Annotated in this window: 21 protein-coding genes; 4 read left to right on the top strand and 17 right to left on the bottom strand. The window is 40.5% G+C overall.

From position 1 onward, the window contains the following. Nucleotides 1-620: 620 nt before the first annotated feature. Entirely contained in the window at nt 621-1,478 is an 858-nt protein-coding gene (locus J5X91_RS06595) for a tetratricopeptide repeat protein (protein ID WP_041454532.1), read from the bottom strand. A gap of 113 nt (nt 1,479-1,591) precedes the next feature. Here J5X91_RS06595 and J5X91_RS06590 point away from each other — a divergent pair, with 113 nt between their 5' ends. Then, the gene (locus J5X91_RS06590) at nt 1,592-2,902 is read left to right on the top strand and encodes an amidohydrolase (RefSeq protein ID WP_208834278.1); all 1,311 of its coding nucleotides are present in this window, start codon (nt 1,592-1,594) and stop codon (nt 2,900-2,902) included. Nucleotides 2,903-2,927: 25 nt separating this feature from the next. Here the strand turns inward: J5X91_RS06590 and J5X91_RS06585 are convergent, their stop codons facing one another. The 3 genes from J5X91_RS06585 to pomA all read right to left on the bottom strand — a co-directional run bounded on the left by J5X91_RS06585 (nt 2,928) and on the right by pomA (nt 6,761). Then, nucleotides 2,928-4,868, bottom strand: coding sequence for a DNA topoisomerase III (locus tag J5X91_RS06585; RefSeq protein WP_208834277.1), 1,941 nt, complete (start codon nt 4,866-4,868; stop codon nt 2,928-2,930). A 202-nt stretch (nt 4,869-5,070) separates the two neighbouring features. After that, entirely contained in the window at nt 5,071-5,991 is a 921-nt protein-coding gene (locus J5X91_RS06580) for a flagellar motor protein MotB (RefSeq protein WP_011329012.1), read from the bottom strand. Between the two features lie 2 nt (nt 5,992-5,993). After that, nucleotides 5,994-6,761 carry a flagellar motor protein PomA gene (gene pomA, locus J5X91_RS06575; protein ID WP_041454537.1) on the bottom strand — a complete coding sequence of 256 codons (768 nt, stop codon included), beginning with the start codon at nt 6,759-6,761 and terminating at the stop codon, nt 5,994-5,996. Between the two features lie 268 nt (nt 6,762-7,029). On the opposite strand from pomA, the gene J5X91_RS06570 reads away from it, so the two are divergent. The 3 genes from J5X91_RS06570 (at nt 7,030) to dxs (ending at nt 10,137) form a co-directional block, all read left to right on the top strand. After that, nucleotides 7,030-7,272: an exodeoxyribonuclease VII small subunit gene (locus J5X91_RS06570; RefSeq protein WP_011329014.1), complete on the top strand. Its 243-nt coding sequence runs from the start codon at nt 7,030-7,032 to the stop codon at nt 7,270-7,272. A 2-nt stretch (nt 7,273-7,274) separates the two neighbouring features. Then, the gene (gene ispA / locus J5X91_RS06565; RefSeq protein ID WP_011329015.1) at nt 7,275-8,162 is read left to right on the top strand and encodes a (2E,6E)-farnesyl diphosphate synthase; all 888 of its coding nucleotides are present in this window, start codon (nt 7,275-7,277) and stop codon (nt 8,160-8,162) included. Nucleotides 8,163-8,274: 112 nt separating this feature from the next. Then, nucleotides 8,275-10,137, top strand: a complete 1,863-nt coding sequence (gene dxs, locus J5X91_RS06560) for a 1-deoxy-D-xylulose-5-phosphate synthase (protein WP_086993171.1) — start codon at nt 8,275-8,277, stop codon at nt 10,135-10,137. A 70-nt stretch (nt 10,138-10,207) separates the two neighbouring features. On the opposite strand, the gene J5X91_RS06555 is transcribed toward dxs, so the two are convergent. The 13 genes from J5X91_RS06555 to thrA form a co-directional block, all read right to left on the bottom strand. Continuing rightward, nucleotides 10,208-13,294: a ligand-binding sensor domain-containing diguanylate cyclase gene (locus J5X91_RS06555; protein ID WP_011329017.1), complete on the bottom strand. Its 3,087-nt coding sequence runs from the start codon at nt 13,292-13,294 to the stop codon at nt 10,208-10,210. A gap of 35 nt (nt 13,295-13,329) precedes the next feature. Next, a complete protein-coding gene (locus tag J5X91_RS06550; protein ID WP_011329018.1) occupies nt 13,330-13,815 on the bottom strand; it encodes a phosphatidylglycerophosphatase A in 486 nt (161 codons plus the stop codon). Further along, the gene (thiL, locus tag J5X91_RS06545; protein ID WP_041454538.1) at nt 13,812-14,786 is read right to left on the bottom strand and encodes a thiamine-phosphate kinase; all 975 of its coding nucleotides are present in this window, start codon (nt 14,784-14,786) and stop codon (nt 13,812-13,814) included. Before thiL ends, J5X91_RS06550 begins: the two co-directional genes overlap by 4 nt. 94 nt (nt 14,787-14,880) lie before the next feature. Continuing rightward, entirely contained in the window at nt 14,881-15,291 is a 411-nt protein-coding gene (gene nusB / locus J5X91_RS06540) for a transcription antitermination factor NusB (RefSeq protein ID WP_011329020.1), read from the bottom strand. 15 nt (nt 15,292-15,306) lie between these two features. Then, on the bottom strand, nt 15,307-15,771 hold the full coding sequence (ribE, locus tag J5X91_RS06535) for a 6,7-dimethyl-8-ribityllumazine synthase (RefSeq protein ID WP_011329021.1): 465 nt from the start codon (nt 15,769-15,771) through the stop codon (nt 15,307-15,309). 93 nt (nt 15,772-15,864) lie between these two features. After that, nucleotides 15,865-16,977: a bifunctional 3,4-dihydroxy-2-butanone-4-phosphate synthase/GTP cyclohydrolase II gene (gene ribBA / locus J5X91_RS06530; RefSeq protein WP_011329022.1), complete on the bottom strand. Its 1,113-nt coding sequence runs from the start codon at nt 16,975-16,977 to the stop codon at nt 15,865-15,867. A 28-nt stretch (nt 16,978-17,005) separates the two neighbouring features. Then, on the bottom strand, nt 17,006-17,659 hold the full coding sequence (locus J5X91_RS06525) for a riboflavin synthase (RefSeq protein WP_086993175.1): 654 nt from the start codon (nt 17,657-17,659) through the stop codon (nt 17,006-17,008). 4 nt (nt 17,660-17,663) lie between these two features. After that, nucleotides 17,664-18,812: a bifunctional diaminohydroxyphosphoribosylaminopyrimidine deaminase/5-amino-6-(5-phosphoribosylamino)uracil reductase RibD gene (gene ribD / locus J5X91_RS06520; RefSeq protein ID WP_208834276.1), complete on the bottom strand. Its 1,149-nt coding sequence runs from the start codon at nt 18,810-18,812 to the stop codon at nt 17,664-17,666. A gap of 2 nt (nt 18,813-18,814) precedes the next feature. Continuing rightward, complete coding sequence (gene nrdR, locus J5X91_RS06515) at nt 18,815-19,264, bottom strand: transcriptional regulator NrdR (protein WP_011329025.1); 450 nt, start codon at nt 19,262-19,264, stop codon at nt 18,815-18,817. A 104-nt stretch (nt 19,265-19,368) separates the two neighbouring features. Next, nucleotides 19,369-20,625 (bottom strand): serine hydroxymethyltransferase, encoded by a 1,257-nt coding sequence (gene glyA / locus J5X91_RS06510; RefSeq protein WP_011329026.1) that lies wholly within the window; start codon nt 20,623-20,625, stop codon nt 19,369-19,371. A 271-nt stretch (nt 20,626-20,896) separates the two neighbouring features. Next, nucleotides 20,897-22,180 carry a threonine synthase gene (thrC, locus tag J5X91_RS06505; RefSeq protein WP_208834275.1) on the bottom strand — a complete coding sequence of 428 codons (1,284 nt, stop codon included), beginning with the start codon at nt 22,178-22,180 and terminating at the stop codon, nt 20,897-20,899. 10 nt (nt 22,181-22,190) lie between these two features. Next, nucleotides 22,191-23,126 carry a homoserine kinase gene (gene thrB, locus J5X91_RS06500; RefSeq protein WP_011329028.1) on the bottom strand — a complete coding sequence of 312 codons (936 nt, stop codon included), beginning with the start codon at nt 23,124-23,126 and terminating at the stop codon, nt 22,191-22,193. Nucleotides 23,127-23,135: 9 nt separating this feature from the next. Continuing rightward, nucleotides 23,136-25,553 carry a bifunctional aspartate kinase/homoserine dehydrogenase I gene (gene thrA, locus J5X91_RS06495; RefSeq protein WP_011329029.1) on the bottom strand — a complete coding sequence of 806 codons (2,418 nt, stop codon included), beginning with the start codon at nt 25,551-25,553 and terminating at the stop codon, nt 23,136-23,138. Nucleotides 25,554-25,651: the final 98 nt, after the last annotated feature.

Raw genomic sequence — 25,651 nt, 5'->3', positions numbered from 1 at the left:
AGTTTTATGTCTTTCGACAGCTCAATGAATTCTGAATTTATTTTAATATCTTTCGATATTGAATTGACTGTGCCGAAGCAACTTATAAATAAGTTACTTCTGTTGGTCACTCAGTTTTCAATTGAGACTCTAATTTGTTTGCCTTACTTAGCGAACTAAGCTTGGCTGTTAGAACTCAATCTGTACGAGTGCCCACACAGATGATTGCTTTATATTGTTAAAGAACGTTTTGAGTCGCTTTAGCGTCTCAAGGGATGCGTATAATACATCCTTTATTTTTCGAGTCAACACTTTGTTTTAAACTTTCTTTTTGGAAGATTTAAAACCGAAGTTTTATTTAACTCTCTGAGTAGTTCGCGTCTCGCTAGGCGTTGACGTTTCCCGTCTCAGTGGGGTCGCATTATAGGGAGCCGCAGATTTTACGCAAGCGTTTTTATCGCCTTTTTTGCATTTAATTTTTACCCCAAAGATACACAAGCCAGGCTCACAGGTTACCCACAAAACCCTGTGGATAACTACGCTTTTTATTCCTTAAACAAGCTTACTGTTATATTGCTATAAACTTAAAAATGTAAAAAGCACCTAGATAAGGTGCTTTTAAAAGTAATAGTTATTAAGTTTTAGTACAAAATACTATATAACTTGCGACGATACTTTGCTGCAAGTGCATCACCGTCGGGTAAAGAGGCAATAATAGCTAAAAAACTTGGTTTTGCTTCGTTAAAATTCAGATCTTTTTGCAGCACTGTAAATAGTACATCTAATGCTTCTTCTTTTCTGCCGGCTTCATTGAGTAAAATACTTAGCTCTTCTTTTAATTCTAAGTCATTTGGGTACTTTTCTACTTGTTGTTGTTTTTCTTTAATCTCTGGTGAATCTTTTGCTTCAAGCGCAGCTTCGCATTTTGCTTTTATATTATTAAAGTAAGCATCTTGCTCTTGTACATCTATTGTATTAATTAGTGCTTGCGCTTCATCTACTTTATGAATTTGAATACATATATCTGCAAGTACTAATTTAATACGCGCGTTGCTGTTGTCAATTTCATAAGCTTGCTTTGCATAATTAAACGCGGCATTTAAATCTGACTTTAATAATGCTTGCTTTGCTTGCTCTAATAGTAAGTCTTGTTGAGCGGGTAAATGTTTAGCTAATGCTTCACGAATTTTCGCTTCAGCTTGGGCACCCGATAATACATCAACGGGCGCTGAGTCTTTTAACAACACCAGTGTTGGTAGTGTTTGTAAACCAACTTGCTGTGCTAATTGCGAAGCCAGAGCTTGCTCGGCATCGCAATCTAAATTTGCTACTACTATATAGTCGTTATATTCAGCGGCTAATTTATCTAATATTGCTGCCTGGTTAATACATTCAGGACTTTGCGCTGAGTAGAAGTTTAGCAGTACCAACTTTTGTTGTGATGTTTCGCCGAGTACTTGCTGAAAATTTTGCGCGTTGATACTAACTATGTTGCTCATTGAATTGATTGCCATATTCATTTATTTAGTTTTTTATATGGTGCTGAACATAATTATTACAAGTCATATATCTAAATCACTTGGATATACATTTATCTCAATAAGGGAAAATCATGAAGTTAACTTACTTAGGCACAGCGCTATTATTAGCTAGCCCTCTATTGGCGGCTAAATCATTAGACTTAAATTTACATAGCAGCATGCCAGCCATTGAAAGCTTTTACCTCGATCTGCATCAATCACCCGAGCTTTCGTATCACGAGCAACAAACCGCAAAAAAAATAGCAGCGCAGTTAAACAAGCTTGGTTTTGAAGTTACAAGCAATGTGGGTGGTTTTGGCGTTGTAGGCATTTACAAAAATGGTGATGGCCCCACAGTAATGATACGTACCGATACCGACGGCTTACCTATTACAGAACAAACAGGTAAGGCGTATGCTTCTAAAGTAACAGTAATAGACGAGCACGGTGCAAAAGTAGGTGTTATGCACGGCTGCGGTCACGATATACATATGAGCTCATTCATTGGTACTGCTGAACAACTAATTGCTCACAAAAATGCATGGCAAGGCACGCTAATGATGGTGGCACAACCCGCAGAAGAAGTAGGCGGTGGCGCTAAAGCCATGCTAAAAGAAGGCTTATTTAGTAAATATGCAAAACCTGATCACATAATTGCGCTACATGTAAGTGCAAGTGTGCCTGCCGGTAAAGTTGCGATGAAAAACGAATATACTATGGCCAGCGTCGATTCTGTTGATATAACTATAAAGGGTAAAGGCGGACATGGAGCTTATCCGCATACCACTATTGATCCGGTTATTATTGCTGCGCGCACTGTGCTTGCACTGCAAACTATTACGAGTCGTGAGCTTTCACCATTAGAGCCATCAGTTATTACTGTTGGATCTATTCATGGTGGCTCAAAACATAATGTAATTTCTGATGAAGTAAAGTTACAACTTACATTACGCAGCTATAACCCTGATATTAGAAATGCACAAATTGCAGCAATTAAACGCATTACCGCCGGTATTGCACAAAGCGCAGGCCTTGAGGAAGCGCTCTACCCTAAGGTGCAAGTACATGAAGATGAGTCAATTCCATCTACATATAACAATCCGGCACAAACCAACCTTGTGCGTCAAAGTATTGCCAGCGCTATTGGTGATGAAAATGTGCTTGAAACCCTCCCTGTAATGGCAGGTGAAGACTTTGGCTTATATGGCCGCAATGACGAAAATATTCCTATCACACTATTTTGGCTCGGTGGCGTTAACCAAGCAAAATATGCAAGTGCAATAAAAGCGGGCAAAACATTACCTTCACTGCATTCAAGTAAGTTTGCCCCAGACTATAAAGTCGCACTACCAACTGGCATTAAAGTCATGAGTAATGCAGCGGTAACTTTGTTTAATCAATAGTTTTATTTAAATAATAGCTCTGTAGTTAACCTGTAACAGAGCTTTTTTTATAACTCGACTTTTTATAAGGCGTTTTTTGGCCACGTTTAACAAAACGCTTTTTAGCTGAAGTTTTAGGCAGCTTTGCAAATACATTGCTATCGCAATTTGCAGCTTGTTGTACAAAACTATTTAAGTCGGCAAGTAAAGGCTGTAAAAATTGCTGATAGCTTATTACTTGCTGTGCAATATCACCTAAGCTCGATTCCCATTTAGCGGTTAAATCGGGGCGAACTAAACCTTGCGGCAGCACGCTAATAAGTGCACTCCCGGTTTCGGTTGCTTTAATTAATTTGCCTTCACGTTTTAAAAAACGGCGTTTAAATAATAATTCAATGATCCCCGCTCGCGTTGCCTCTGTGCCTAAGCCATCGGTGTCTTTAAGTACTTTTTTTATCTGTGGATCTTGTACATAGCGGCTTATGCCTGTCATGGCTGCAAGTAAAGTCGCATCACTAAAGTGCGCTGGCGGAGAGGTATATTTTTCAACAACCTCCCCTTGCGAGCAAAAAAGTAACATGTCTTTTGTTAAAGGCGGTAGCGTGGCTTCATCTTTCAATTCAGACTTACCCATTAGCACCTTAAAACCCAAGCTTACATCTTGCTTTGCATTTGCTTTAAATAACCCGCCAGCAATAGTTATCTCTGCTTTAGTTTCGTTGTAAATATAGTCGGGATAAAACTGTATTAAATAATGACGACATATTAATTGATAAACCTTTGTCTCATCGCTACCTAAACTTGCCGACTTTAACTGTTTTGCCGTAGGGACAATGGCGTGATGCGCAGCCACTTTTGAATCGTTAAAACATTTACTACGTTTTTTACTATCAGCTGCTTTTACTAACTCAACACCTTGCCCGCCATTAGTGCTTATAGCTTTTAAAATAGCAGACGCATCTTGGTGATGATCATTAGGTAAGTAGCGGTTGTCTGAACGCGGGTAGGTAATTAACTTATGACGCTCATAAAGAGTTTGGCATATATCCAGCACCTTTTGCGCTGGCATAGCAAATGCTTTTGCCGCGTCTATCTGCAAAGCAGATAAGTTATAAGGCAGTGGCGCAGTTTGTTTTTTTTGCTTTTGTTCAAGCGCCGTTAGCTCAGCATTTTGCTGTGTGATACGCGAGGCTACGTTTTCAGCCAATGCTTTATTTAATACTCGCCCTTCTTCGTCTTGATAAGGCTCACATGCCTTACTGGGTATCCATTTTGCACTAAATGATTGTTTTTCGGGGGTGACTAAGTGGGCTAATACTTCATAAAATGGCTTCGATACGAAATTTGCTATGTCATTATCTCTATTAACCACCAAGCCAAGTATGGGTGTTTGTACTCGTCCCACAGAAAGTACGTTACCAAACCCAGCTTTTTGCCCTGCTAAAGTATAAGCGCGGGTTAAATTCATACCAAACAACCAATCAGCACGAGAGCGCGCTAAGGCTGAAACGCTCAACGGAATAAACTCACGGTTAGATCGCATAGTCGTTAATGCTTTTTTTACTGCAGCTAAGTTTAAATCACTAATTAATAAGCGTTGAATATGCTGCTTTTTAGTTTTACTTATTTTGGCTTCTTCAATAACTTGATCGACAAGTAATTGCCCTTCTCTATCGGGATCGCCTGCATGCACTAGTGCTATAGCCTGTTTGATTAGCTTTTTTAACACAGTAAGTTGCTTGCGAGTTTTAGTTTTTGCTTTTAATTGCCACTGCTCAGGAATGATAGGTAGGTGCTCAAACTGCCACTTTTTAAAGCGCTCATCATAGTCATCGGGCTCGGCTTGCTCGAGCAAATGACCAATACACCAAGATACGCAATCACCATTTGCAACTTCAATGTAGCCATCGTGCTTTTTGTGCGGTTTTGGTAACGCGTCGGCAATAGCACGCCCTAATGACGGCTTTTCGGCAATATAGAGTTTCATAAGCAAGCTCTTTTACTGTTTATATACACAGTAGTTTAGCATATCAATTCACAGCGTGGGATGTTTTTATTAAACCGTACTATTTAACAACTCTGAGGTATTTGGCTGAGGTGGTGACTTTTAGTCAATTTTGACTAAAAGTCACCTGTAATCAATTACACTTAGTTTGCTTAAACCAAGTGTGTTTTTAATAAAATGACTGCTACCTTACATCGATAGGATCAGACTCTTTGGCCTTTCCTTGTAAAATAGATATTTCAACGCGACGATTACGACGGCGATCTTCATTGCTGTCATTTGGCACTAACGGCCGGGTTTCAGCACGCCCTACTACCATCATTCTATTTTTATCAAATCCAACTACTTTTTGCAGCTCACTGGCTACTGCAACTGCACGCTTAGATGAAAGATCCCAGTTATTAATATATAACTCGTTTGAAACCTGAAAATCGTCAGTATGCCCAGACACGGTAATTTCTCCAGGCACATCTTTTAATAGCACGCCAATTTCTTGAATAATGGGTTTAAACTTAGGTTGTAAAAATGCGCTACCCGAAGGGAAAGAGCCATTTTCACGAATACGAATAATTATTTGCTGCCCTAATGATTCAAGCTCTATGGCACCATCAATTATTTGTTTTTCTAATTGCTGAGCGATTTTTTTAACTAAGTCGTTTGTTTGCTGTTGATCGGCCGCTGAAATTGCTTGCTCCGATGCTTGCTCTTTGGAAGTACTACGCGACTCGCCACCACGTTTATCGCCCCGCTGCTCTTGCCTTCCGCCTGCTGAGCTTTCATCACCTGCCTGAAACTCTAACATTTGCTGGGTCATTTCTACCGTTTGCTGTTGAATTGTTTCAATTGGGGTAGGCTCTGGCTTGCCCGGAGTAAACTCCATAGCAATAACTGATGTGCCTTTGGGAATATCTTTAACTTCTATTTTATTTTGTACACCAAATGCAAATTTCATCGAACCGGCAATTTGTTTAAATTTAAGTACATCCATTTCAGAAAACGCAAGCAAGAGCACAAAAAAGCACATTAATAGCGACATTAAATCTGCGAATGTCCCCATCCACGCAGGTAAACCTGGGGGTGGGCACTTGCACTCTTGATCAGACATAGTTAATCCTCAGTGTTTACTTTACGTTTTGATTCTGCAAGATAGTTTTTCAAAATACCTTCTATTACTTTTGGATTTTGACCATCTTGAATACCTAAAACCGCATCTAAAATTAAACGTTGATTCATTGCCTCTTCGTCTTTACGCAGCTCCAATTTTGTTTGAATAGGAATAGCAACTACGTTAGCTAAAAATGCGCCGTATAATGTGGTTAACAATGCCACCGCCATAGCCGGACCAATTGCTTTAGGATCATCCATATTAGATAACATCGCAACTAAGCCTATTAAGGTGCCTATCATTCCCATTGCTGGGGCTATATCACCCAAAGATTTAAATAAAGTAGCACCCGACTCATGCCGTGCTGTAGTTAATGAAATATCTTTTTGCAGTGTGGCCCGCACTACGTCTGCGTCGTGGCCATCTACTAGCATGTCAACGCCTTTGCGCATAAATGGATTCGGTATTTCTGCCTCTTCAAGTGCTAAAAACCCGCCTTTACGTGCTGAATCTGCAAGTTCAACTGCTTTTTCGATTAACTCTTCTGGCGACTCAAGCTTAAACATAAACGCTTTGGTAACCACCTTACCTATGCCAAAAAACTGTGACATAGTAAAGTTTGATAAAACGATAAATAATGAACCGCCAAATACGATTACAACAGAGGGCGTGTTGTAAAACATAGCCATTTCACCGCTACTACTCATAAACATGGACATGACAATTAAGCCAATTGCGCCAAGGATCCCAATAATGGTTGCTAAATCCACATTCCCTCCAAAGGTTTTTGCTTTTATATGCAAACGTTTGTTATTAATTGTTTATCGGCAAGATACTGAATTGCTTAAGCCATTTTTTATAGATAAACATAAAAAGCTGGATTAAGCACTATTCTAGATCAACTTGTGTTATCTATCTAATTATCAATTTTTTAAAACATAAAACGTTTATTAACGAAAAAACCATTTCATCCTTTGACCTAGTTTAGCATTCCCCCTAAAATTGACTTCTAAATTTATTATGTAAGTTGAAATAAAGATGGCGACTAAAAAACCTGAAAACTTAAGTTTCGAGCAAGCACTAGAAGAATTAACAACAATCGTTAGTGAAATGGAACAAGGTGATTTATCGCTTGAGCAGTCATTAAAACAGTTTGAGCGTGGCATTGCTTTAGCAGGCGCATCGTCTAGTAAGTTGCAACAAGCTGAGCAAAAGGTGGCTATTTTAATGGGCAAAGATGAGAAGTCTGTATTAACCGACTTTGATAATGATATGGAATAGCCGTGACTATTAAAGAACTTATTACACATGCTCAAACTGATGTAGCCAATACTCTTAACCTTTATTTTGACCAATCGCTTAATACTGACGAGACCATAAAAGCCGCCACCCATTATAGTTTAATGAATGGCGGCAAAAGATTGCGTCCTTTTTTGGTTTACGCAACGGGTAAAATGCTCGGCGCAGATAAACAAGATTTAGACGTACTTGCTGCAGCTATAGAATGTATTCATAGCTACTCGTTAGTTCACGATGACTTACCAGCTATGGATGATGATGAATTACGTCGCGGACGCCCAACCTGTCATATAGTGTACGGTGAAGCACACGCAATTTTAGCCGGTGATGCACTGCAAGCTTTAGCATTTGAGTTAATAGCCAAGCATAATTTTAACTGTAGTGCTCAAGCTCAAGTTAAAATGATTGCTGAACTGGCACATGCCTCTGGGTTACAAGGTATGGTGGCAGGCCAAGGGCTTGATATTGCAGCTACTGATAAAGTAATAACCGTGGCTGAACTTGAGCGTATTCATAAGTTAAAAACCGGTGCGCTAATAAGCTGTGCAATTACACTGGGGGCTTTGTGCTCGAACAATGTTAGTCAAAACACGTTAGAAAATTTAGCCACTTTTGGCTATGCCATAGGGCTTGCATTTCAAGTACATGACGATATTTTAGACGTAGAAGGCGATACCGTTACTTTAGGTAAGCCTCAAGGGTCAGATATCGCTGCGAATAAAGCGACATATCCCGCTTTATTAGGTATGCTAGGCGCTAAAGAAAAAGCGCAAAACTTAATACAACAAGCCCATGCAGCGTTAGCAAATATAGACGCCGATACCAGTGCTTTAGCGTCACTAGCTAACTATTTAATTGAACGTGACCACTAAACACGGCTTAAACGTATTGCAACTTAGCACTAAAATTATTACTGAACATCAAATAACTCAAACAACGCGTTTGCACAGTTAGTTGATGTTAGCGAAGGACATATATAAAACCATGACACTTGATAGCAGCAAGTATCCATTACTTAATTTGGTTAACGAACCAGCCCACTTGCGAGACTTAGCACAAGATAAGCTTCCTGCATTTAGCCATGAGTTGCGTGACTACTTACTCAACTCGGTATCGCAAAGTAGCGGGCATTTAGCGTCTGGTTTAGGTACCGTAGAGCTCACTGTGGCACTACATTATGTGTATAACACCCCAGATGATCGCCTTGTATGGGATGTAGGCCATCAAGCTTACCCACACAAAATACTCACCGGGCGTCGTGATTTAATGCACACCATTCGTAAAAAAGATGGCTTGCACCCTTTCCCATTTCGCGAAGAAAGCCAATACGATACGTTTAGTGTGGGCCATTCTAGTACCTCTATTTCAGCTGCGTTGGGCATGTCTATTGCTGCGCAAAAAGAAGGTAAAGGACGCAAAACGGTTGCCGTTATAGGCGATGGTGCTATTACAGCAGGCATGGCTTTTGAAGCCATGAACCACTTAGGTGATGTAAAATCAGATATGTTGATCATTTTAAATGACAACGAAATGTCGATTTCTGAAAACGTTGGCGCGTTAACAAATCACTTTGCCCGTATTTTATCGGGTAGCTTTTATACTAACATTCGCGAAGGTAGTAAAAAACTACTCTCGGGTGTGCCACCAGTTAAGCAACTTGCCAGTAAAATGGAAGAGCACATTAAAGGGATGATGATCCCTGGTACCTTCTTTGAAGAATTAGGCCTAAATTATATTGGCCCAATTGATGGCCATGATGTAAACATGTTAGTAGATACGCTGCGTAATATGCGTAACTTAAAAGGCCCGCAATTACTGCATATAAAAACCCAAAAAGGCAAAGGGTATAAACCCGCTGAAGCCGACCCTATTGGCTATCACGGTGTACCTAAGTTTGATCCTAATACATCAAGTTTACCTAAATCAAAACCCGGTGCGGCTACATTTTCTAATGTATTTGGCGACTGGTTATGCGACATAGCAAAGCAAGACAGCAAGCTTATGGCGATAACACCGGCTATGCGCGAAGGCTCTGGCATGGTGCGTTTTTCAAAAGAGCATCCTGATCAGTATTTTGATGTTGCGATTGCCGAGCAGCACGCTGTAACCCTCGCTGCTGGTTTTGCTTGTGAAGGCTTAAAACCCGTTGTCGCAATTTACTCAAGCTTTTTACAACGTGCGTACGATCAGCTAATTCACGATGTAGCGCTGCAAAACTTACCTGTGTTATTCGCTATTGACCGTGCTGGTATTGTTGGCGCAGACGGCGAAACACATCAAGGTGCGTACGATTTAAGCTTTATGCGCTGCATTCCAAATATGGTCATTATGGCGCCAAGCGATACAAATGAGTGTCGCCACATGTTATATACTGGTTATCAAGCAAATTGTCCTGTTGCTGTGCGTTATCCGCGTGGTAGTGCTGGTACGGCAGAAATTGCAACTAATATGCAATTACTTGAAATTGGTAAAGCCGATGTTGTTAAGCAAGGTGCTAAAGTGGCTATATTGTCATTTGGTACATTACTTGAAAACGCGCAACTAGCAGCTGATGAACTCAATGCGACTTTAGTTAATATGCGCTTTATTAAACCACTTGATACTGCGTTACTCAATGAGTTAATAAACAGCCACGATGTAATAGTAACGCTTGAAGACAATGCAATTTCTGGCGGTGCTGGCTCTGCGGTTAATGAGTATTTAGCAACGCAAAAAGCACAGGTTAGCATTCTTAACTTGGGTATCCCTGATGAATTTATTAAGCACGGTACACAAGACGAAATGCACGACGAAATGGGCTTAGGCGAGCAAGGAATATTAACTGCTATCAAAGCGTTTATTAATTAACCCCCTACTCATTTAAAGCATATTAAAAAAGGAGCCTAGGCTCCTTTTTTAATATCTAAATATTAGTTACTTATCGCATCCATACTTTAATATCAGCTAAACCATTGGCTTGTAGCAAGCCTATTTGCTGTTCAACATTAGGGTTTTGCTCAAACTCAAACGCATCTAACTGCTCATCAAAGGTAATATTAGCGACCCCATCGCCACCGCGTTTTTTAACTTGATGCAGTGCAATATCAGCTAAATTAATCGAGGTTTCCCAGCTAATAACTTGGCCACCTAATAATGGTAGCGGATAAAACGACCAACCAATTGAGGCCGAAATATGAGTGCTTTTACCATTTGGCAATTGAAATCCATGTTCGGCAATTCCTTGGCAAAGATCCGACACATAGCTGTCAATTAAGTTACATTTAAAGTCACGTAATAAAAGTAAAAATTCATCGCCGCTCCAACGTGCCACATAATCTGAGCCCTGAGTACGCGAATTAAGTAATACCGCCATTTGCTGCAAACAACTATCTCCGGCAATTGGCCCATACGCATCGTTAATACGGCTAAAATTATCTAAGTTTATAATTAATAATACTAGCGACTTGCCCTGCGCTTGCAGTGACTGTGAGTTACGCTGAAAATGTTCAATATCTTTAGGTAGTTGGTCGAACAAAAAGCGGCGGCTACGTAACCCTGTAAGCTCATCTGAATGGCTCACCAGCTTAAGCTGTGAGTTAACCTTATTAAGCTTATCGTTTGCTTGGCGAAGCTCTAAGGTACGATCAGTGATCAACCCTTCTAACACTTCTTGTTTACGGCGCTCTTGCGCTCTAAATACCCAAAACACTAAATAAAACAATAAAACGAAACCACTTGTGATCAGTAATCTAAAGTAAATTGTTTCATCAAAACGCTCAGGTACTACAAAAGCGTAATCAACAGATTGGGCTATGTTCCAATCCTCGCCTTGGCGTTTTGTTTCTAACTGAAACAAAAATGCACCGGCTGGAAGGTTTGTATAAATAGCTTCGCGGCGAGTATTAGCGTATCGCCAGTCAGTATCTAAACCATTTAATTTATATCTAAACTCAATACTATTTGGCGCGTAATAATCTATAGCTGTGTATTTTAAAGTAACATCGCGCTCGTCTATTTTTAATCGCGGTTTATTACCTAATGCAGCTGTGGTTAAACTACGTAATGGTGTAGTTAATGTTTCTATTTTAGGTTTTAAACCACGTAAACCAAACAGCTCAACGCTTTTAGGTATTTCAACTACACCTTGTAAACTGGGATACCAAATGGAGTTATCCATATCAACAACCGCGTCATGCCCTAAGCCATTACAACATTGGCTGGCTTTACCATCGAGTTGGCGATCGAACGAGGAAATAACCTCTTCAACTTTTAAGCTTTGGATCTGCGTTTTAAATTGATCTACCGGCATCCGATAAACACCTTTCATGGTGCTTACCCATATTCTTTTTAATTTTTCATCGTACTTTAAGCTAAAAATAGAACCATAGGGTAAGCCATTTGCCGCATCTAATTGCTGCCATTGTCCTTGTCCACTACGATAAAACAAACCATCGTTTAACGAGCCAACTAATATTCCAACTCCATCTATATGCAAAATACTGGTTACATAAGCGCTTTCTAGGGTAGTTTGGTCGCCTATTTTTTCTATTCCTCGGTCAGTAAAGTAATACGCGCCTTTACTAGTACCGATAATGCCAAAGTTTGGTGCATCTAATACAAAAGTAATAAACTTACTGCCTAAAAATGCATTATAAGCAAAGGGCCTTAAACCACTATAATTGAGTCGATACAAACCTCGGCCAGTACCAATCCAAAATCCGCCTCGGGTAGCTGAGCTAATCGCAAATACCGGGTTGTCGTTTAATGCGCGCCCAGGAAAGCTGTAAAGTGTGTCGTCTTCATAAAAGAATAACCCACGCCCAGTAGCAATATAAAGCCGATCGCCATCAAACTGTAAATCATGCACCGAGGCATGCCCATACTTGCTACTGTTTATTATATTAATAAAGTTTTTATTGGTATCAAAGTAACCAACACCGCTTCTGTTAGCTATCCACAGTTTGTCATCGGGTGATTTACTAATCGCCATTACCGTTTCAGTCATTTTAGAAATTGCCGAGTGACGCTCAATGCGACCTTCGTGTGCCAGCCATAAACCTTCACTAAAACTGGCTAGCCAAACATTATTTTGATCATCGCGAAACATGTCAGCAAACCAAATACTTTGATCTAACTGACTTGGCTCAACCCATTGCCAATCACCTGACTTGCCACGAAATAATAAACGCCCATAAGTAGATACCCATAAGCCACCATTGGTATCGCTCATAAATTTATAAACTGCAGAGTTATTCACATTAGGCAGTGGGAAAGAACGTAGTTCGTCATCTAAATCTAAAAAATAAGCACCCAACTCAGAGGCTAAATATAAATTACCATTTAAAAAAGAGAGATCGTGCACTATGGTTTGCGCTAAGCTGTCGGGTAATGACACTTTGGCAGTAAGCTCTAAGCGTAATTTAGAAAAGTCGGCAGCGCTTTTTGTCAGGCGCAGTAAATGTCTGTCGTTTACTAACCAAATACCTTCAGGTGCGAGCGCCATTTTGCTCACAGAGCCAACTATTTGAGTAATAACAGTGGGATTAACTATGGGTGATGGCTCATTAGTTTGATCGCGTAAATCAACCAAACTACGATCAACATAATACAGGCCATTAGCGGCTATCCAAATACCGCCTTTAGAGTCCTCTAAAATATCTCTAACCGGGCCTTTAATATTAAACTCTTGTGCACTAAGTGTTGCAGGGTCAATAACCACTAACCCATTTTTGGTACCGATCCACAAAAAGCCTTGGCCATCTATTAGTAATTTATTAATACCATTACTTGGTAAAAAAAGACTATTTTGCGTGTTGTAGTTGGTAAAAGTATTGCCGTCAAAACGACTTAAACCAAATTGAGTTCCCAGCCACATATAACCTTGCTGGTCTTGCACAACACTTTTGAGTGATTGCGAGGGGAGTCCATCTTTAATATTCCATTGTTTAACTACGTAATCAGTAATTGAGGCCCAACTTGGCATAGCACAGGTTAGTAGTACAAAAACTAGTAAAAATCGCATCATATTGCTGCCACCTAGCTAAACAATCAAATAATAAACTAAAAGGGTAGTAAACCTACTTTTATCAGCGCTTGCAAACAAATAAGTGAAAATATACCTGCAAGTACGTCATCAATCATAATTCCAAATCCACCATGGGCACGCTTGTCGAGCACACGGATAGGGCCTGGTTTGACTATATCAAAAAAACGAAACAGTAAAAAACCAACCAATAATGTTTGCCAGCTCAGTGCGGCACCAATCATAGTGATGTAATAGCCTGCCACTTCATCCCATACAATCGCGGGGTGATCGTGTACCCCTAAATCATCAGCGGTTTTGCCACAAGCCCAAATACCAAAAACACTGATCACTACAGCAAATACTATTTGTAACCACAACGGGTAGTGCATGGTTATAAAAATAAAAGGTAAAGCGGCCAAAGTACCAAATGTGCCTGGGGCTATAGGTGCAAGCCCAGTACCAAAACCTAAACCAAAAAACTGATGTGGACGCTTTAGGTTAAATAAACGCTTGTTGTTCAACTTAAATCCTTAGAAAAGTGCTCAAAACCTTGGTGCTTAAAAGTAAATTTTTCGCCTTTATGTAACAGGTCAATTTGCCCTTCGCCACTTTTTATTTGGCCAATACAAATTGCCTCTACGCCATATTGACGCAGTTTTACATCAAGCATACTTTTATTGCTATCAGGCACAGTATAAAGCAGTTCATAGTCGTCGCCGTAATTTAGTATAAACGGTAATTGTTGTTCAAAATCAAGGCTAGCTTTCATTGCATCCGAGGTGGGTATGCTTTCAATATTAACCGTTGCGCTAACCTGCGACATATTTAGTATATGGCCTAAATCGGCTAGTAAACCATCTGAAATATCAATAGCAGAAGACGCAAGCCCACGTAATACCTGCCCTGCAGCCACTCTAGGTGTAGGGAAGTTAAGGCGCTTTTTAATATGTTTTAGATGCTCAGGTTCAATCGTTAAGCCTTGCTTGCGAGACTCTATTGCAAGCCCCGCATCTCCTAACGGCCCAGTTACAAAAATCCAGTCACCTACTTTTGCGCCATTTCGGCATAATGCAGTGCCTTCGGGTACTGTACCTTTTGCACAAATAGTAATACTCAAAGGTCCTTGAGTCGTGTCGCCACCAATTATTTGTACATTAAAATATTCGGCAATTTCATGCATGCCGTCAGTCAATTCTTCAATCCATTGCTGATCAATACTCGGAAGTGTTAAAGCGATAGAAACCCATGTAGGCTCTGCCCCCATTGCCGCTAAATCACTTAAATTTACAGCCAATGCTCTGTGCCCGAGTGCGCGAGGTTCAATGTCATCAAAAAAATGCACACCAGCAACGAGTGTATCGGTTGTTATAGCAAGCTGACAATTTTGCGGCACAGTAACTAATGCGCAGTCATCTCCAATCCCTAAATTAACATCGCGGCGAGTAATACCACGGCCTTTAAAATAACGATTAATTAATTCAAATTCCTTCATACACAAAAAAGCCGACCTATGCCGGCTCTCCTTTTTAACGGTAATTTATACCAGCCAGTTTTGATAAAATAATTATCAAAAACCTGACTAAATATTACTTACGTAAATGCTTAACTGCTTTATCAAGTACACCGTTTACAAATTTATGGCTATCTTCAGCGCCAAACATTTTAGCTAATTCAATGCTTTCGTTGATAGCCACTTTGTATGGAACATCTTCACGAAATTTTAGCTCATAGCTGCTTAAACGTAATATTGCGCGTTCAACCATATCTAACTCATCGAATGGACGGGTTAAATGCGGTGATACAGCCTCGTCTAGTTGCTTATAATTTACCGCAACGCCACTGGCTAAATCTTTAAAATATTCAACATCAATTTTAGTCACGTCGTTTTCGATCAACATTTGTTGTTCGATATCGGCAATTGCATTGCCACTTAATTGCCAAGAATAAATGGCCTGAAGTGCTAATATACGTGCTTTACGTCTTGCTGCTGGTTTCACAAAAATTCCTTAAACTTAAATTTTATCTAACACATTAACCATTTCAAGCGCGCCTAAAGCAGCTTCGCCGCCTTTATTGCCCATTTTGGTGCCAGCACGCTCAATTGCTTGCTCAATGCTTTCTGTGGTTAATACGCCAAATGCAACCGGTATATCATACTCAAGTGATACTTGCGCAAGACCTTTGTTTGATTCGCCAGCAACTAGGTCAAAGTGTGGAGTACCACCTCTGATCACTACGCCTAATGCGATGATTGCATCATACTGTTTTTTTGCCGCAATACGTTTCGCTGCTAAAGGTAATTCAACCGCGCCAGGTACATAAACTACGGTAATATCGTCATCCGATACACCACCTGTGCGTTTTAATTCATCAATAGCGCCTGCTAATAAGCTACTACCAATAAAGTCATTAAAGCGAGAAATGACAATGGCAAATTTTTTGCCCGGAGCGTACTTACTACCTTCAATAATTTTCATTTGATAACCTTAAAAATAAGTTTGAGCGATTTCGATTGCGCAAAAATTGCAGCGCATCATACCATAAAAATAAAATAATAGCCTAGCGTCTAATTACTGCGGCTCTATGTAGTCAACAACTTCTAAATGAAACCCTGAAAGTGCATGATACTTTTTAGGGCGACTCATTAAGCGCATTTGTTTAATGCCTAAATCGGCTAAAATTTGTGAACCCACGCCTACAGTACGAGACGTACCTGTAAATTTATTCGGTGTTACATCTTCACCCGAATCTTCGGCTGCAAACGCCTTTACGGTTGCCTCAAGCTCTGCGGTACTTTCTTGTTTGCCTAAAATAACTAATACACCATTGTGCTTAGCTATATAAGCCATTGCGTCAGACACGCCCCAGCTACGCTCAGAGTTTCTATCTGAGAGTAAAATATCGTTAAAGGTGCTTTGTAAATGCACTCGCACTACGGTTGGCGCTTGTTGTTTTATTTCGCCTTTTACTAATGCGTAATGTAGCTGTCCGTCAATGGTGTCTTTGTAGGTTACTAAATCAAACTCACCGTGCTCGGTAGGTAACTTACACTTTGCCACTTGCTCTATTGTGGTTTCGTTTAAGTTACGGTATTCAATTAAATCAGCTATGGTGCCAATTTTAATATCGTGCTGTTTAGAAAACACTTCTAAGTCAGGACGGCGCGCCATAGTGCCATCTGCATTGAGTATTTCAACAATAACCGATGAAGGCTCAAGCCCTGCTAAACGGGCTAAGTCGCAGCCTGCTTCAGTGTGCCCTGCACGCGTTAAAACACCGCCAGGTTGTGCCATTATAGGAAAAATATGCCCAGGCTGTACTATATCGCTAGGCACTGCGCCTTTAGCTATAGCGGCCTGTACTGTACGTGCTCTATCTGCTGCCGAAATACCTGTAGTAACGCCTTTTGAAGCTTCTATCGACATTGTAAAATTAGTTGAAAACGCAGCACCGTTATTTTTTACCATAAGCGGTAAATCAAGTTGCTCGCATCGCTGTTGCGTCATAGTTAAACAAATTAAACCACGGCCATGCGTGGCCATAAAGTTAATAGCTTCTGCACTAATATGCTCGGCGGCAATAATTAAATCGCCTTCATTTTCCCTGTCTTCATCGTCCATTAAAATAACCATTTTACCGGCTTTAATGTCTGCGATAATTTCTTCTGCGCTGTGTAAGTTCATAATTCACTCTTATTAGTTGTTAGTTGCGTTACTTAATAAAGCCCGCTTTTGCGAGTAAGCTCATTGAAATATCAGCGCCCGTAGGCTGCTCTGCGCCTTTTATAAGCCGCTCTAAATAACGCGCAATTTGGTCGACTTCCAAATTAACTTGGGTGCCCACTTTAAAATTAGCTATCGTAGTTTGCTCGCTAGTATGGGGCACAATCGTTAATTTAAATTTATTACCTTCTACTGCGTTCACTGTTAGGCTAATACCATCAATACATACAGAACCTTTATACGGTATGTATTTCATTAGGTTTTCATCTGTGGTTAGCCAATATTCTGTAGCACGTGCATTTGGCGTAATGGCGGTAATTGTAGCAATGCCATCAACATGGCCAGACACTAAATGCCCACCTAAACGCGAAACCGGTTGCATGGCTTTTTCAAGATTAACTGTTTGCCCTAATGTGTAATGAGCAAAACCAGTTAAATCTATCGTTTCATTCGATAAGTCGGCACTAAAACCATCGGCATGTTTATCAACAACAGTTAAACACACACCATTAGTGGCAATACTATCTCCTAACTTAACATCACTCATATCAAGGTCAGGGCTTTGTACACGAATAGCTAAATCGCCTTGTTTTTTTTGTAATAAAGCAATTTTGCCTGTGGCTTCTATTATCCCAGTAAACATAGCATTACTCTTTTGTTTCAAGTGGTTTTAATGAGCTTTTTACTGCGCTAATACGTAAATCATCACCTATACGCGTACACTCATTAAAAGTTAAATCAATCGTATTTTGCATACTGATCAACTCAGGAAAATTAACTAAACTCTTGCCATCACACCCAATTAATTTAGGCGCTAGATAAAAAATAAATTCATCTATTAAATCCAGTTCAACCATTTTACCCGCAAGGGTTGCTCCAGCCTCTAGCCACACAGTATTAAATTGCAGCTTTGCGAGCTTTTTTAAAACCGCGGTTAAATCAACTTTTGAATTAATAGCAGTTACTACTATATGCTTTACAAAATGCGGCCAATGTTGCGATTTATCAACCTTGGTAGTAAAAATTATTATTTCACTTTCAATAGCAAATAAAGCAAGATTTGGGGTTAAACGATTTTGCGAGTCAATAATAACACGCACAGGTTGGCGAAGCGGTAACTGTGTAGGTAATGCCTGCGGTAATTCATTTTTACGCACATTTAATTTAGCGTCATCTACTAATACTGTGTCGGCACCGGTTAAAATAGCGCAACTTTGTGCACGATATAACTGTACGTCTTGGCGTGCTGCTGCGCCTGTTATCCACTTACTTTGGCCATTATTAAGCGCCGTTTTACCATCAATACTGGCGGCCATTTTACACGTTACATAGGGCAGGCCATGCTCCATGCGTTTAAAAAAGCCTAAATTAAGCGCCCTAGCCTGTGCTTCAAGTAACCCATACGCAACCTCAATACCAGCGTCGCTGAGTATTTTCAGCCCCTTACCAGCCACTTGTGGATTGCTATCGACCATAGCGGCAATTACTTTTACCACACCGGCGGCTTTTAAACCTTCTGCGCACGGTGGTGTACGACCATAATGGCTACATGGCTCAAGCGTAACATAAGCAGTTGCGCCTTTTGCTTTACTGCCAGCCATAGCAAGTGCATTTACTTCTGCATGCCCTTGTCCGGCAAGCTGATGAAATCCCTCGCCTACTATTTCATTGTTTTTAACTAATACACAACCTACGTTTGGATTAGGCGTGGTAGTAAACCGGCCTTTTTTAGCCAGTTCTATAGCACGTGCCATATACATTTCGTCATATTGGTTAAAAACACAGTCGCTTTGCATACTTACTCCCCTAAACGGGCAATTTCTTCGCCAAATTCGCGAATATCTTCAAACGAGCGATACACCGAGGCAAAGCGCACATAAGCTACTTTATCGAGCTTTTTAAGCGCTTCCATAATGCACTCTCCCACTAAATGGCTCGAAACCTCTCGCTCGCCGGTTGCGCGTAATTGCGACTTTATTATATTAACTACTTCTTCTACTTGTTCGGTACTTACGGGGCGTTTTTCCAGTGCGCGGTTTAAACCATTTAACAATTTATCTTCGTTAAAGGGTTCGCGGCTGCCATCTTGTTTTATTACCCGTGGCATAACCAGTTCTGCGCCCTCAAACGTAGTAAAACGCTCATGGCAGTCATTGCATTCACGACGACGACGCACTTGGTGACCACCGCCAACCAGGCGAGAGTCAATAACTTTGGTATCTTTTGCGGTACAAAATGGGCAATGCATAGCTAGGTACTTCCGTTTTAAAAAACAAAAAAGGCCGCTTTAAAGCGGCCTTTATCTTAGCAAAAAACTAAGCGATTGTGATCTAAATTACTGTTTTACTTTTATTAAGCGTAAACAGGTAGTTTTGCACAAATTGCTTTTACTTTTTCTCTTACTTGCGCCTGTACTGATTCATCATTGATGTTATCTAGTACGTCACAGATCCAGCCAGCAAGCTCTTTAGATTCTGCTTCTTTAAAACCACGACGAGTGATTGCAGGTGAACCAATACGTAGGCCAGATGTTACAAACGGTGAACGTGGATCGTTAGGCACTGAGTTTTTGTTAACTGTAATATGAGCGTTACCCAAAGCAGCATCAGCATCTTTACCGGTAATATCTTTATTGATTAAATCAAGTAAGAATAAGTGGTTTTCAGTTTTGTCAGATACAATTTTGTAGCCACGTTCCTGCATAACAGCAACCATAGCTTGTGCATTTTTAACAACTTGTGTTTGATATACTTTAAATTCTGGTTGTAGAGCTTCTTTAAATGCCACAGCTTTAGCAGCAATAACATGACATAAAGGACCGCCTTGGCCACCAGGGAAAACAGCACTGTTAAGCTTTTTGTAAATAGCTTCGTCGCCACATGCCGAAATAATTAAACCACCACGAGGGCCTGCTAAGGTTTTATGTGTAGTTGTAGTAACAACATGTGCGTGAGGAACTGGGCTTGGGTAAATACCCGCCGCAATTAAACCAGCAACGTGCGCCATATCTACAAAAAAGTAAGCGCCAATTTTATCAGCAATTTCACGTAATTTAGCCCAATCAACAATACCTGAGTATGCTGAGAAGCCACCAATAATCATTTTTGGTTTGTGCTCAAGCGCTAGCGCTTCAACCTGTGCGTAATCAATTTCGCCTGTAGTTTCATCTAGGCCATACTGAATTGCATTATAAAGCTTACCTGAAAAGTTTACGTGTGAACCATGCGTTAAATGGCCGCCATGAGCTAAGCTCATACCTAGTACGGTATCACCGGCGTTTAACAATGCTAAAAAAACGGCCGCATTTGCTTGCGAACCAGCATGTGGTTGTACGTTTGCATAGTCAGAACCAAATAGTTCGTTAGCACGGTCAATCGCTAATTGCTCAACAACGTCTACATGCTCACAACCGCCATAGTAACGTTTGCCCGGATAACCTTCTGCGTATTTATTAGTTAACTGTGAACCCTGTGCTTCTAGTACGCGTGGGCTACAGTAGTTTTCAGAAGCGATTAATTCAATGTGATCTTCTTGGCGCGCAGTTTCTTTTGCAATTGCGTCAAATAACTCTGGGTCAAAATCTGAAATATTCATGCTACGTTCTAACATTGGGGTCTCCTGGGGCAAGGTGTATGGTATTTTTTAGAGGCTTTATTGTACGCTTAAAACGACTATTTGCCTACGCTCTTAAGTTGAGGATATTTAAACAGGGATTGAATTTATTTCACAGGCTTTTTAAGATGATATTTTTTAATCATTACATAATAAATTAAAATATATATTAATTATTATATTTACATAGCTAATGAAAGTATTAACACCCACACTAAAATATACCTATAAAAAAAGCGACCAAGGCCGCTTTAATTAGATCTTACTTTTAACTTAATTTTTTAAGTATTTCAGTACGTAAGGCATCATAATCAGCATTTATATCATTAGCTAAACATGCCTTGGCTAATGCATCTGCAAGTGGCTTTGGCATAGCTAGTTCAATGTTTAAAATACCTTCAACACTGTCTTTAAATTTAGCTGGATGAGCCGTTGCTAAAAAGATTCCGGCAGCGCCAGGAGCGCGATTTTCAACAAGTCCTTGGTATGCAATAGCGGTATGCGGCTCAGCAACATAACCTGTTTGTTGAATATTTTTCATCACTGTTTGCGTATCTTGCTCGTTTACGCTAGTTGAATAAAAATTATCGTAGCTAAACCAATTGTTGTCGAGCATAGATTGCACTCGTGGCCAGTTATTTGGCTTGCTTACATCCATTGCATTTGAAAGTGATTCAAGTGTCGCGTTTGGCGTCCAGTTTTTATCCAGCATAAAGCGCGGTACTGTATCGTTTTGATTAGTAGTTGCACTAAGTTTGCCAACAGGCAAACCAATAACAGCACCTATCATTGCCGCGCACACATTACCAAAGTTACCACTTGGAACCGAAATATGCGCAGTAGCCCGTTTTGCTTTTGGTAATTGTGCAATTGCCTCAAAGTAATAACAAACTTGTGCCACTAAGCGACTAATATTAATAGAGTTAGCAGAGTTAAGCCCCAGTGTAGATTTAACTTCTTCATCTAAAAAGGCATTTTTAACTAACTCTTGGCAATCATCAAAGCTGCCTTCAACCGCATAACAATGAATGTTGCCACCCAATGTAGTAAAGAGCTTTTGCTGCGCCAGTGAAATTTTGCCTTTAGGGTATAAAATTACCACGTCGATATTAGGCTTATTATAAAACGCATGTGCAACCGCCGCGCCAGTATCGCCCGACGTTGCAGTTAAAATAGTCACTTTATCGCCTTGATTAAACTGCGCTAAACACTCTGCCATAAAGCGCGCACCAAAATCTTTAAACGCTAAGGTAGGCCCATGAAACAATTCTAAGCAATAAGTGTTCTCTGCCACTTCCACCAGCTTAACCGGAAAGTTAAATGCATTTTTAACCATATGTGCAACGGTATCTGCTGGTAATTCATCGCCAATTAAATGCGAGAGTATTTTACTACTACGGGTTACAAAATCCATATCAAGTAGTGCATCAACATCCGTTAGTGGTGTTAACGACTCGGGAAAAAATACCCCTTGATTACGCCCTAAACCCGTTTTTACTGCCTCAACAAACGACACTTGTTGCGAACTATCTTTTAAATTATGTAATTGCATAACTACTATCCTATAAAACTGTTAATTGACGTGTGCCGTCGTTATCTAATTTACAAATATGGCAAAAACCTTGCTCGTTTATGTAGTTACTTTCAAGCCACTGCGCGCACTGCTGTGCAGCTTTTAATGTTTTACACACAGTAAATAATGTTGGCCCTGCACCAGAAATACTAACAATTTCGGCGCCTAGCGCTGGCAAACTCGCTTTTGCTTCACTAAAACCTGTTATAAGTGGCGCACGGTATGGCTCGGCTATATGGTCTTGCATAATACTTAATGCATCATCAAAGCGATGCATTAACAATAAACTACTAAAGGCAGATAAACGCTGCGCAAATTCTACACCTGCGTGCATGCTCAACTCTTTTGGTAAAACTGAGCGTGCTTTTGCTGTATTAAGTGAAAAACCAGGAAACGCAGCAACGTAATACCAGTTTTCATCAACTGGTAAAGCAATTGATTTATTAGGAATTAAATCGCCAGTTAGCTGCAGGCCACCTAAATAACATGGCGTGATGTTATCGTAATGACGACCACCACTAACAACTGCCTCAAAGTCGGCCATTAACTCAATAAGTTCAACTTGGCTAAGCTTGGTTCCGGCAAATTTATCTAGGGCAGCAAAGGTTGCTACCACCGAACACGCACTTGATCCTAACCCTGAACCTATGGGCAAGTTCTTTTTCAGCTCCAACTTTACACTTGGCATATTAGGCGCTACATGCGCTCTAAAATGCACTAAACATTGATACGCTAAGTTTTCACTGGCATCACTTGGTAGCTTATGCGCGTATTCGCCAGAGCAAATAAACTCATCGCTCGATGCGGCACTAACAACGGCTACATCGCCTAATAAACTGCCGTCAATAGGTGCAAGAGCTGCGCCTAATGCGTCAAAACCAACGGCAAAATTACCAATAGATGCGGGAGCATATACTTCAATCATTGTTTGCTCCTAGCGCGATAACGTTTTTAAAATATCAGCAAATACACCAGCGGCTGTTACTGCCGAGCCTGCGCCATAGCCTCGTATAACAAATGGGCGTGGCTGATAATACTGACTTAAAATTGCTAATGCGTTTTCGCCATCACGAATATCGTAAAGTGCATGCTTTGCATCAACGGCTTCTATACCTACCTTACAGTGACCTTGCTTAATTGTGCCTACGTAACGCAGTACTTTACCCTCTGCGGCAGCACTTGCTATTCGGTCGTTAAAACCTGCGTTTAGGCTAGGGAGCTTTTCCATAAACGTATTTACATCATCGCCTTGTGCAAAACCGTGCGGTAATACCGACTCTACTTCAATGTCGCTTAGCTCTAGTGGCATGCCAGATTCGCGGGCAATAATTAATAGTTTTCGTGCTACGTCTGTCCCCGATAAGTCATCACGCGGATCAGGTTCAGTAAAGCCACTTTCTTTGGCTTTAATTGTTGCCTCAGACAGTGACAAGCCATCTTGCAGCGCACCAAACATGTACGATAGCGAGCCTGATAAAATACCGCTAAATTCTAGTAACTCGTCTCCTGCACCAAATAACGATTTTAAGTTATCAAGTACCGGTAAACCGGCTCCTACATTGGTTTCGTATAAAAACTTACGGCCATTTTTTTGCGTTGCTGCAATTAAGTCTTGATAGTAAGCATACGAGCTTGTATTGGCCTTTTTATTTGCGGCTACGACATGGAAACCGGCATTTAAAAAGTCTACGTATTGCGCCGATAACGCATCTGACGAAGTACAATCAACTAATACTGGGTTTATTAAATGATTTTGCTGTACAAATTGTTCAACTAGTTTTAAATCAAAAGCCTGCTCTGATGCGCCAAGCTTTTGCTGCCAGTCATCAAAGGCAATACCTTCACTGTCTAAGTGTAGCTGGCGAGAGTTGGCAACCCCATAAAGCTTAAGTTTAATATTGCGTTTTTCAAGCCAAGCTTGTTGACGCTCTAATTGCTCAATAAGCTCTTGACCTACTAAACCACACCCTAATAAAAACACGTCAATTGATGGAATATGGGTAAAGAAATTCTCATGACAAACCTTTACAGCGCCATTACAACGTTCACCATCGATCACGGCCGAAATAGAACTTTCGGTAGAGTCTTGGGCTATAGCTACAATATTTACTTGTGCTTGAGCAAGTGATGCAAAAAACTTAGCCGCTAAACCTTTGTGCGCACGCATATTATCGCCCACCAAAGTAACAATAGCTAAGTTACGCTTTACTTGTATTGGTTCAATTAAACCTGCTTGAGACTCTAATTTAAATGCGGTTTGCAGCGCTTCAAGTGCCAGCGCTAAATCGACCTCATGAACACAAAAACTAATACTGAACTCACACGATGACTGGGTAATTAAAACAATCGACACATTATCAAGGGCAAGGGCATTAAATACTTTAGATGCCATCCCTACTTTACCTTTCATGCCCGGGCCCGACACGGTAAGCATTGCTAAATCTTGTAAACTTGATAGTGCTTTTACTGGCTCAGATGAAACGCTCTCGTTACTAATAAGTGAGCCTTGTGCATTGGGGTTACGCGTGTTTTTAATTTCGCACGGTACACCCGCTTTAGCGCAGGGTAAAATTGTTTTAGGGTGTAATACTTTTGCACCAAAGTAAGAAAGCTCCATCGCTTCTTTATAAGATAAAAAATCAACTTTAGTGGCGGTTTTTATATAACGCGGATCAGCACTGTAAACACCATCTACATCAGTCCAAATTTGGCAAACATCGGCTTCTAAACAAGCTGCCGCAATTGCCGCAGAATAATCTGAGCCATTTCGGCCCAAAGTGGTTAGTTCGCCTTGCTCATTACTGGCAGTAAAACCGGGCATAATATAAATCGTTGCTGGTTGTTCTTTTAATACGGCTTGAAAGCGCACTTTACTGGCAACTAAGTCTGCCTCTGCATCTATGTAACCACCGGTTGATACTATGCAATTGGTCGCTTCAAGGTACTGCGCATTTAAATCACCGAGTAAGCATTGCATTAACGACACACTAACGCGCTCACCAAAGCTAATAATAAAAGCACGTACTTGCTCAGGGCAGCATTTAATCAGTGATACACCATCAAGTTTATTTTTAAGCTCGGTAAAATTTGGCCAGTTTTCAATTTCACCATAGCCTTGCTCTACTGCTTTTTTTAACTCGTCACATCGATTTACCAGTGCTTGCCACAAGTGACTAAAGTCTTCACCCTGCTCAGCCGCTGAGGCTAATGCAACTAATGAATCTGTCATGCCACCGGGGGCTGAAAGCACTAATAACATTTCATCTTTTAATTGTGCTTTTGCCAGCACGGCAACCATCTCTAAACAAGCAAAGTCGGCAAGCGATGATCCGCCAAATTTTAAAACGCGCATTTTTTATGTTTCCTCATTCCATAAAACGAAAAAAGGCCTGGGTTCTAAGTGAACACAGGCCTTTAAATTTGTTGCACCGACCTATGCCACTATCCAGT

It is taken from the genome of Pseudoalteromonas sp. K222D, assembly GCF_017653575.1.
Taxonomy (GTDB): Bacteria; Pseudomonadota; Gammaproteobacteria; order Enterobacterales; family Alteromonadaceae; genus Pseudoalteromonas; species Pseudoalteromonas nigrifaciens.
This window is presented reverse-complemented; position numbering and strand designations above follow the sequence as displayed.